Source organism: Pseudomonas sp. Irchel s3f7 (assembly GCF_900187615.1).
Lineage (GTDB): Bacteria > Pseudomonadota > Gammaproteobacteria > Pseudomonadales > Pseudomonadaceae > Aquipseudomonas.
Window position 1 is genome coordinate 191347 of sequence record NZ_FYDO01000009.1, and the last position, 9946, is coordinate 201292.

The 9946-nt window shown below is 62.1% G+C and carries 8 protein-coding genes; all 8 read right to left on the reverse strand.

From position 1 onward, the window contains the following. Nucleotides 1-75: 75 nt before the first annotated feature. Nucleotides 76-1221: an XdhC family protein gene (locus tag CKW19_RS10390; RefSeq protein ID WP_095057827.1), complete on the reverse strand. Its 1146-nt coding sequence runs from the start codon at nt 1219-1221 to the stop codon at nt 76-78. Between the two features lie 140 nt (nt 1222-1361). Then, the gene (locus tag CKW19_RS10395) at nt 1362-2750 is read right to left on the reverse strand and encodes an amidohydrolase family protein (protein WP_095057828.1); all 1389 of its coding nucleotides are present in this window, start codon (nt 2748-2750) and stop codon (nt 1362-1364) included. 12 nt (nt 2751-2762) lie between these two features. Then, nucleotides 2763-4130, reverse strand: a complete 1368-nt coding sequence (locus CKW19_RS10400) for a nucleobase:cation symporter-2 family protein (protein ID WP_095057829.1) — start codon at nt 4128-4130, stop codon at nt 2763-2765. A gap of 241 nt (nt 4131-4371) precedes the next feature. Continuing rightward, the gene (locus tag CKW19_RS10405; protein WP_095057830.1) at nt 4372-5418 is read right to left on the reverse strand and encodes a GTP-binding protein; all 1047 of its coding nucleotides are present in this window, start codon (nt 5416-5418) and stop codon (nt 4372-4374) included. Nucleotides 5419-5485: 67 nt separating this feature from the next. Continuing rightward, the gene (locus tag CKW19_RS10410; protein WP_301156538.1) at nt 5486-6139 is read right to left on the reverse strand and encodes a UbiX family flavin prenyltransferase; all 654 of its coding nucleotides are present in this window, start codon (nt 6137-6139) and stop codon (nt 5486-5488) included. Next, nucleotides 6136-7521, reverse strand: a complete 1386-nt coding sequence (locus CKW19_RS10415; protein ID WP_095057831.1) for a UbiD family decarboxylase — start codon at nt 7519-7521, stop codon at nt 6136-6138. The genes CKW19_RS10410 and CKW19_RS10415 overlap by 4 nt, the downstream gene beginning before the upstream one ends. 74 nt (nt 7522-7595) lie before the next feature. Continuing rightward, complete coding sequence (locus CKW19_RS10420) at nt 7596-8501, reverse strand: amidohydrolase family protein (RefSeq protein ID WP_053158646.1); 906 nt, start codon at nt 8499-8501, stop codon at nt 7596-7598. Between the two features lie 4 nt (nt 8502-8505). Then, nucleotides 8506-9435, reverse strand: a complete 930-nt coding sequence (locus CKW19_RS10425) for an amidohydrolase family protein (RefSeq protein ID WP_053158649.1) — start codon at nt 9433-9435, stop codon at nt 8506-8508. Nucleotides 9436-9946: the final 511 nt, after the last annotated feature.

A 9946-nucleotide genomic window follows, 5' to 3' on the forward strand; every position in this document is an offset into this window, starting at 1 on the left:
GGCTTGCCAGCGAAAGCGGTGCATCAGGCGATACAAGTGTCGATTGTGCGACCGTCTTCGCTGGCAAGCCAGCTCCTACAAATCTGCCATGGCCGCAAGTTTTTCACTGACCAGTAAATCCGCCTGATGAATCGGCTTGCGCCGATGCCTGAGCATCCCGCCCTGGCGTTGGTTCAACACCGCCGTCATCTCCGCGAGTATCGACAGCGCCACACTTTCAGGGGCATCGCCGCCGAGGTCGAGGCCCATCGGGTAATGCAAGGCTGACGAACTGCGGCCGATGTCTGATAGCAAGCGTTCGGTACGCTCCTTGGGCCCGAGTTGGCCGAGGTAGGCGGGCGCGGCTTGCAGCAGTTGCCCGAGCCAGTGCCGGTCCTGGCGATAGCTGTGGGTCATCACGGCCACCGCCGCGCCGTCGATCACGGGGTTCAATTCGAACGGGTTTTCGAGGTTGGCAAAGATCACCGCGTCCGCCTGAGGGAAGCGCTCCGGTCGGGCAAAGTGGCTGCGACTGTCGATGACGCTGACATGCCAGTTCAGCAATTTCGCCATGCGCACCAGCGGTTGTGCGTCGTGACCGGCGCCGAAAATCACCAGGCGCGCTGGTGGAGCGACGTATTCGAAGAACACTTCGACTTCGCCGCGGGCGTCGGTGTAGAGGCGCAGCGATGATTTTTTCTGCAGCAGTGTCTTGTGCAGGTCGTTGCGGATGGCGCTGCTCAGTTGAGCGTTGCGCAGGGTTTCATCGGTGTCCGACCGCAACCGGTCACCGACCCGTGCCGAGGCATTGCGCGAAGTGGCAATGACGGTAGCCATGGCGGCCGGTTGTTGGTGTTCGCGGACTCGCCGCAGCAGGTCGATGGCCGGCGAGGGATTTTTCGCACGCAGGCGTTCAAGCAGCACGAACACCGTACCGTTGCAGCCGAGGCCAAAGGTCAGGGCGCTTTGCTCGTCGTCTTCGTCTTCGGTCGCGCCGGTACTGTAGCGGCGCACCACGGGCTCGCCGGAATCGGTCAGCCACCAGGCTTTTTTCGCCAGGTCCTGTTCCAGGCAACCGCCGCTGACGGTGCCGACAGTACGGCCGTGCAGCGGAATGAGCATGCGTGCGCCAGGGCGGCGATAGGCCGAGCCTTCGACCTTGACCACGGTGGCGAGGATGGTTTCTTCGCCGGCTTGGGCGGCGCTGTCGATGGCTTGTAGCAGATCGTTGAGGCCGGACATGGCATTCACCTGAATATGACGCAATCCCCTGTAGGCGCTGGCTTGCCAGCGAAAGCGGTGTGTCAGGCGATATGCGCTGGTTCGACGGCCGTCTTCGCTGGCAAGCCAGCTCCTACAGGGGGATTTGTGTTGGTAGTGGGTCAGTCGTCTACATGCATCAACTGCCGCACGCCTTCCCACGCCTCGGCGCGCATCTGCTGCACGTCCAGCCCCGGGATCACGCCGTCATCGACCACCACGCGACCGCCGACCAGGCTGTAGCGCACGGCAATCGGTTCACCCGCCACCACCGGTGCCACAGCAATGTCGTGGAAACCGAAGAACCGCGGATGATCCAGGCCATAGATCACCAGATCCGCCGCTTGCCCGACTTCGAGGGTGCCGACCGCGCCCAGGCCCAACACCTGCGCACCACCCGCCGTGCCCCAGTGAATGACATCTTCGGCGGTGGTTGCCGAGGCGCCTTGCTCCGCCCGATGAATCAGCCATGCCGTGTTCACCTCGCCAACCATGCTCCCGGATTCGTTGGATGCCACGCCGTCGACGCCAAGGGAGATCGGCACACCGGCCTCGAACATCTGCGGGATCGGCGCGACACCGCTGCCCAGGCGCGCATTGCTCACCGGGCAGTGGGAAACACCGGTGCCAGTTTGCGCGAGCATGCGAATTTCACCTGGTTGCATGTGCACCGCATGGGCGAACCAGACGTCCGGGCCGAGCCATTCGTGTTCGGCGACGAACTCCACCGGCAGGCAGTTGTATTTCTCGCGGCAGAAATTCACGTAGTTCTGTGTTTCGGACAGGTGCGTGTGCAAGCGCAAGCCGAGGCCACGGGCGGTGTGCGCCAGTTCGCGCAACAGCGTCGGCGGCAGCGAAAATGTCGGCGTGGTTGGCGCCACCACCACCCGACGCATCGCATCCGGGGTGTCCTGGTGATACAGCGACTTCAGGCGTTCGATATCGCCGACCATTTGGTCGAGGGATTCCGGTTGCAGCGCGGTTTTCGAGAACCCCGGATGGGCGCTGGCCGATTCCAGCGCGCCACCCCGGCACAGCACGAAGCGCAGGCCAAATTCATCGGCCATGTCGAACAGCAGGTCGCCGGTCTCGGTGGTGCCGTTGGCGTGGTAGAGGTAATGGTGATCGGCGCAGGTGGTCACCCCCGACAGCAGCAGTTCGGCCATGCCCAGCCGGGCGGCGATCCGCGCCAGTTGCGGGGTGAAACGGTTGAGACGCGGGTAGGGCACGCTGGCCAGCCAGCCTTGCAAGTCTTGATTCAGACCCTCGGGCACGGCTTTGAGCAGGTTCTGGAACAGGTGGTGGTGGGTGTTGATCCAGCCTGGATACACGACCGAATGGCGCGCATCGATCACCCGTTCACCCGGTTGCGCTTCAAGGTTCGCGTCCATTTCGGCGATGCGACCGTTGACGATACGAATGTCCACGGCACCGGCCCGGGCACGCGGGCCGCGCAGGCCGGTCATCACCGCCACCGGGTTTTTGATCAGGATGTTTTGAAGTTGAGTCATGGGCGGCTCCAGTCAGAGGCTGTGGGTGGCGGATTTGCTGGCGGCGGCATCAGGCACGCTGACACCATTGAGAGTGGCGTTGAGCAACACCGACACCAGGCAGGCGATCACCACGCTGCTGTGCAGGAACGGCTGCGACCACTCGGGTAATTGCTTGAACAAGGCCGGTGCCAACACCGGCACCAGCGCGGCGGCAATGGTGAAACCGACGATCAGCACGTTGTAGCGATTGCGCTCGTAGTCGACCTTGGCCAGGGTCTGAATCCCTGCCGCAGCGACCACGCCAAACATGGCGATCCCGGCACCACCGAGTGCAGCCGTCGGCATCGATGCGATGATTGCGCCGGCCTTGGGCACCAGCGCCACCGAGCACATCAGCAAGCCGCTGACAGCCACCACCCAGCGACTGCGCACGCCGGTGAGGATCACCAGCCCGACGTTTTCCATGAAGGCAATGAACGGGAACGCGGCGAACATACCGGCGATGGTGCTGGCCAGGCCATTGGCGCGCAGGCCGTTGATGACCTGTTTCTCTTCCACCGGTTTTTCGACGATGTCGCCGATGGCCACGAACAGCCCCATGGACTCGACCATCTGCACGATCATCACCACGACCATGGTGGCGATGGGGATCAGGCTGAAGGTCGGCAAGCCGAAGTAGAACGGGTAAGGCACGGTCAGCCACGGCGATTCCTGCACGCTGTGAAAACTGCCCATGCCCATCGCGTAGGCCAGCCCCGCACCGACCAGCATGCCCACCAAAACCGCCATGTTGCGCAGCATCGGGCTACCGTAACGGTTGACCAACAGGATGGTCAGCAACACCAACGCCGCGACCGCAAGGTACGCCGGTGCGCCGAAATCGGCGGCATGACGCCCGCCGCCGACCCATTCATAGGCAATCGGAAACAGCTGCAAGCCGATCACGGTGACGATGCAACCGGTGACCACCGGAGGAAAAAACCGGCGTAAACGCCCCACGAATGGCGCGATCAGCATGGTGAAAATACCCGCGCCGATCACCGCCCCGCAGACCCCGGAAAAACCGACCTCGGGGTTGCTGCCGATGGCAATCACCGGGCCCACGCTGCTGAATGCCACGCCCTGGAGAATCGGCAAACGAACACCGAATTTCCAGAATCCGACGGTTTGCAGCAGGGTGGCGATGCCGGAGCAGAACAGCGTGGTGCTGATCAGTACCACGGTATCGGCCTGGGACATTTTCAAGGCACTGGCGACAATCAACGGCACGGCGATGGCGCCGATGTACGAGACGGCCATGTGTTGCAGGCCGAGGGTGAGCATTTGTCGCACCGATAACACCTGGTCGACGGGATGGAGGACGGAAACGGGTTTGGAAGGGGTAGTGGCTGACGACATGGGGAAACACCTCTAGCTGTTGTTATTCGGTAAAGAGGGGTATTCGTTTTGATGCCGGAACATCGCGGCCCCTGTAGGAGCCGGCTTGCTGGCGATGGCGGCCGGCCAGTCGCCATTTTTGTTGGCTGACAGGCCGCTATCGCTGGCAAGCCAGCTCCTGCAGGTTTTGTGTTGTCCTGAGTAATTGGCATCAGTCATTCATGTGCCCGGAACCGCCATCCACCGGCTCCGATGCCTTTGTTCAGCCTGCGAGGCAGGCGGCAAAGCCCTGGTTCAACGCCGCGCGATCCAGGTCGCGGCCGATGAACACAATCTTGCTGGAGCGAGGCTCATTGCCCCATGAAGTGGAAGCACGGAACTCCACCAGGCTATGCACCCCTTGCAGCACATAGCGCTGGTCCTGATCAGCCACCGCCAGCACACCTTTCATGCGGTACAGGTTGTCGGCCTGCTCGGTGCGCAGTTTGGTGATCCAGCGATGGAAGTCGCCGAGGTTGACCGCGCCGTCCACGGCGATGCCCACCGACGACACGCTCGGGTCGTGGTCATGGTCGAGATCGTCATGGTCGTGGTGATGCTCATCGGCGTGATGGTCGTGCTCAGCGCCGATTTCCATGAGCTTTTGCGTGGACTCGAAGGCGCCGATGCCAAGGATTTTCGACAAATCGATTTCGGCGTAGCTGGACGTCACCAGATCCGCTGTGGCGTTCAATCCGCGGATCTTGTCGCTCAGGGACGCGACTTCGGCAGCGCTGACCAAGTCGACCTTGTTGATCACGATGCGGTCGGCGCAGACGATCTGATCCACCGCCTGGTTGTCCACGCCGTCGAGTTGCAAGTCTTCCAGGTGTTGCGCGATGTGCTTGGCGTCGACCATGGTGACGATGGCATCGAGTTCCACTTCATCGGCAATCGGGTCGTTGATGAAGAAGCTCTGGGCCACCGGATACGGGTCGGCCAGGCCGCTGGTTTCGATCAGGATGTGGTCGAGCCGCACGGGCCGCGCCACCAGTTCGCGGACGATGCGCACCAGGTCTTCACGGACTTCGGCGGTGCAGCACACGCAGCCGTTGACCATCTCGTAGATTTCTTCGGTTTCGGAACTGAGCACCAGGTCGCCATCAATGCCGACTTCGCCGAATTCGTTCTCGATCACGGCGATCTTGCGCCCGTGGTTTTCCTTGAGGATGTAGTTGAGCAGGGTGGTTTTGCCGGCGCCGAGGAAGCCAGTGAGGATGGTCACCGGGATTTTGGTGTTCGGGGTTGGGGCGTTGAATGGAGTGTTCATGTGATGCTCCTTGATAACAATTGACCAATGCACAATGAATTTGGGTGAGGTGGCTTTTCTGTGGGAGCTAGCCTGCTAGCGATTGCGGTGTGTCATTCAACGGTGATGGCGACTGGTCCTCCGGCTTCGCTAGCAGGCTAGCTCCCACAGAGTTTTGGGGTTCTCTCCAGCGTTGCGCAGTCCCGGCATCGAGACCGAACAGGTCGAGGACACGGCCGAGGCTGTGGTCGACCATTTGCGCAAGGTCTTGTGGGCGGGCGTAAAAGGCCGGCACAGGCGGGGCGATGATCCCGCCCATCTCGGTGACAGCGGTCATGTTGCGCAGGTGGGCGAGGGTCAGCGGCGTTTCGCGGGCCATCAACACCAGCGTGCGGCGTTCTTTCAGCGTGACGTCGGCGGCGCGTCCGATCAGGCCCGAAGAGGTGCCGGTGGCGATTTCCGCCAGGGTGCGCATGGAGCACGGCGCGACCACCATGCCCAGACAGCGGAACGAACCGCTGGCGATCCCGGCGGCCACGTCGTCGGCACGGTGGTAATGGCTGGCCAGCGCGGTGACGTCGGCCAGTTTGTAGTCGGTTTCGTGGGCCATGGTCAGCAGCGCGGCGCGGCTGATGACCAGATGGGTTTCGATGTTCAACTCGGCGAGCAATTGCAGCAGGCGCACGCCGTAGATGAAGCCCGACGCACCGCTGATGCCGACCACCATGCGCTGACAGTTCATGGCAGATAGCTCCTGAGCAGATCGCGAGCGCGCTCAAGCACGTCCTGATTCAGCTGCGCCTTGATCCCGTCGAATCCCGAGCCGCGTGTGGCGTCCAGGCCCATGCGCGAGGTGGTGCCGTTGACCGATGACGACGGGTCCAATGGGCTGCCGGGCAGGCCGTCGATGACGAAGATGTCCTGGTGCGGCTGGAAGTGCGAGGCCAGGGCCCACAGCACTTGGCTGTCGTCGCTGATATCGATGTCGCTGTCCACCGCGATCACGGTTTTCAGGTACGGGTCCCAACCGAGCAACGCGAGCATGATTTGGCGCGCCTCGCCGTCGCGGCTCTGGTCCAGCGCCACGTAGCAGTGAAAGTGCGTACCGGAATTCGGGTAGTGCACGGCGGTGACAGCGGGGAAGCGCGCCTTGAGCTTTTCGCTCATTTCCGCTTCCCGGGGCAGCCGCGCCAGGGTCAGATGCTCGGCGTAACGACCGCCGACCACGTCCACCAGCCAGGCGTCCTTGCGCCGCATCAGGGTGTCGACCCGCAGCACGTTGTTGGTCGAGCGATCCGAGGAATAACCGCTGAACTCGCCAAACGGACCTTCCTCGGCATAGGCCGCCGGATCGATCGCACCTTCCAGGACAAACTCTGCGTAGGCGGGCACACCGATACCGTAGCGCGGGGTTTTCACCAGCTCCAGCGGTGCGCCGAACAAGCCCCCGGCCACCGCACGCTCATCACTGCCGAACGGCAAACGCGCCGCCGCTGCGAGCATGAACAGCGGGTGTGCGCCGACCACCATGGCCACGCGTAGTTCTTCGCCGCGTTCGCGAGCGGTTTGCAGCATGCGCCACAGGTGACCGCGTGAATGCAGGCTGGTGGCGAGTGTTTGCCGGGCATGGCGCATCGAGCGGTGATAGCTCATGTTGGCGATGCCGGTGACCGGGTCTTCGGCAATGATGATGGCGTTGGTGATGTAAGGGCCGCGGTCAGTGTCGAAATGCTTGAGCATTGGCAGCAGCGCCAGGTCCACGGCTTCGCCTTCGAAGATTTCATCCAGCACCGGCCCGGTTTCTACATAGCGCGGGGCGATGGGGTGGTTGGCGCGTTGTTGGAACGTCTCGTGCAATTGCGCCGGGGCAACGCCGAACATCCGGGCGATGCGGGTTCGCGAGGCGAACAGATTGGTGGCCACCGGCACGCCGAAGCTGCCGACCTTTTCGCAGATCAGCAGCAGATCGCGGCCCTGGGTGGCGAGGGCATCGACCAGGGCGGTAACGTCCTGATCGGCTGAAAGACTGTGTTGGACTGTGAGCACATCGTCCGGGTATTGCCGGCGATAGGCGTCGATGAAGTCGTGAAAATCCTGGGTATCGCCGAGCGTTGAGAGGGTCATGGTTTCACCTCGTGAGAAGCAGTGCTGTGCACCTGTAGGAGCCAGCAAGCCGGCTCCTACAGAGAGGTCGAGGGTCAGAGGTACGTCGTGGTCAGCCGGATGTCCGCCTCGATCAGGTCCTTGGGTGGCGGCGTCGGTTCGATGCCGCACAACCGGGCGATGTTGTTGCCCAGGTAGTCCTCAAGGTGATCCTCGTCGATGCCCAACCCTTGCGGTGCCGGTGAGCACAACACCTCCAGTTCTCGCAGCCACATGCCCGGTTCGTTCGGCGGCGAGTCGGTGCCGAACACGATCTTGTTGCGCGGCAAATCCTTGGCGAACTCGACGATCCGAGACTGGAAGCACCAGCCGGATTCGCAGTACACGTTCGGCGTGTCCATGGCCATCCAGAACGCTTCGAACGAGTAGTTGCCACCGGTCTGGATTCCGAAGTGACCGATGATGAAATTGACCATCGGGAACTCGCGGATGATCGGGTAGAACATCGTCGGAATGGTGTATGGCCCGTCGCCGGTGTGGATCAGCACCACGATGTTGTACTTGGCGCAGACTTTCATCGCCGGGCGCAACCAGTCCAGCGCCCGGTCCGGGCGATAGCCGTGCATGTTGGCGTGCAGCTTGAGCATCTTGAAACCGTATTCCTTGATGTGGAACTCCAGCTCCGCCGCACCGTTTTCCGGTCCCCAGCGCGGGTTGAAGTTGAAGTTGCCGATGAAACGGTCCGGGTACTTCACGCAGAGTTCGGCGACGTAGGACATGTAGTCACGCACACCTTCGCGGCCCCGGCGGTTGCCGTCGCGATAACCGGTGTTGCCCGGTGGCGGCTGGATGAAGCCCATGTCGATGCGGCGCGGTTTGCCGTTGATCATGTACGGGCCGTCCATCAGCTTGAGCATGCGCTCGCCGGTGAAAGGTTCGCCGGTGTGGCGCCAGGCCTCGTCGACCAGGTTGGTAGGGTGCAGATGGGTGTCGATAATCATCGGTTCAGCTCCTGGCCAGTTGCGTGGTGACGGGGCGCTTTAGCTGCGCCTCTGCTTCGCAAACCGTGCGTGGTGGCGGGGTCGGTTCGAGGCCGATCATTCGTGCGGTGTTGTTGCCCAGGTACTCTTCGAGGGTGTCCTCGTCGAGGTTCAAACCCTGCGGCGGTTCGTGGCACAGCACTTCCAGCAGGCGCAGCCACATGCCCGGTTCGTTCGGCGGGGTGTCGGTGCCGAACAGGATCTTGTGGGTCGGCAGGACCTTGGCGAACTCGACGATCCGCGATTGCAGGCACCAGCCCGATTCGCAGTAGACGTTGGGCAGTTCCATCGCCCATTGCATCGGTTCGAACACATAGACGCCACCGGTCTGCACGCCGAAGTGGGCCATGATGAAATCGACGTTGGGGAATTCCTTGATCATCGGCACCCATTCCGACGGGATGCTGTACGGCCCGTCGCCGGTGTGCAGCTTGACCGGGATGCCCAGCTCGGCACATTTTTCGAAGCACGGGCGCACCCAGTCCAGCGCACGGTCAGGACGGTAGGCGTGCATGTTGGCTTGCATCTGCACCATCTTGAAACCGTGTTCCTTGACGTAGCGCTCGATAGCCTCGACGCCGTTTTCCACGCCGCAGCGCGGGTTGTAGACGAAGCAGCCGATGAAGCGGTCCGGGTAGGTCTGGACCATTTTCAGCGTGTAGGCCATGTAGGCGTCGATGGACTCGCGACCGGTCAGGTCGCCGTCGGTCCAGGTGTAGATGGTGTTGCCCTGCGGGGGCTGGATGAAGGCTTTGTCGATGCGGCGAGGCTTGCCGTTGACCATGTACGGGCCATCCATCATCTCCAGCAGACGCTCGCCGGTGAACGGGTCACCGTCATGCCTCCAGGCGAGGTCCACCAGATCGGTGGGATAGCAGCTGATATCGATGATCATTGAAGTCGATCTCCTGATAGCGGGGTAGGGAACCTTGCGGTTCACAGCAGCCACGTCCCGGGCAATCGGCCATTTCTATGCGCAAAAAATCACGCATTCCCTCGCCTGGTCGCATCCGGCTCGGGACGCTGGCTGCTTGGGGGGAAGTATTGGAAGGGGGTGTCGGGTTCGTACAATATTAATTGGGCGAGGGGTTGATATGTGTTCGATATGGCTGTGTGTTGGCTGGGCGGGCCTCATCGCTGGCAAGCCAGCTCCTACAGTGATCGATGGTGTTAACCCAATCTGTTACACCCCAAAAAACCCTGTAGGAGCTGGCTTGCCAGCGATGGCGTTCGATAGGTTTTTTGTGTTGGCTGGGCGGGCCTCATCGCTGGCAAGCCAGCTTGTATGTTTAGACTTGAAGGGGTGGGTGGGACTAAAGCCTCGCTTCTGACTCTGACCAGTACAGACCGTGGGAGACATCGTCCCACCCCTTCACCTAATGCGCCGATAAGGAATGCATCGGCTC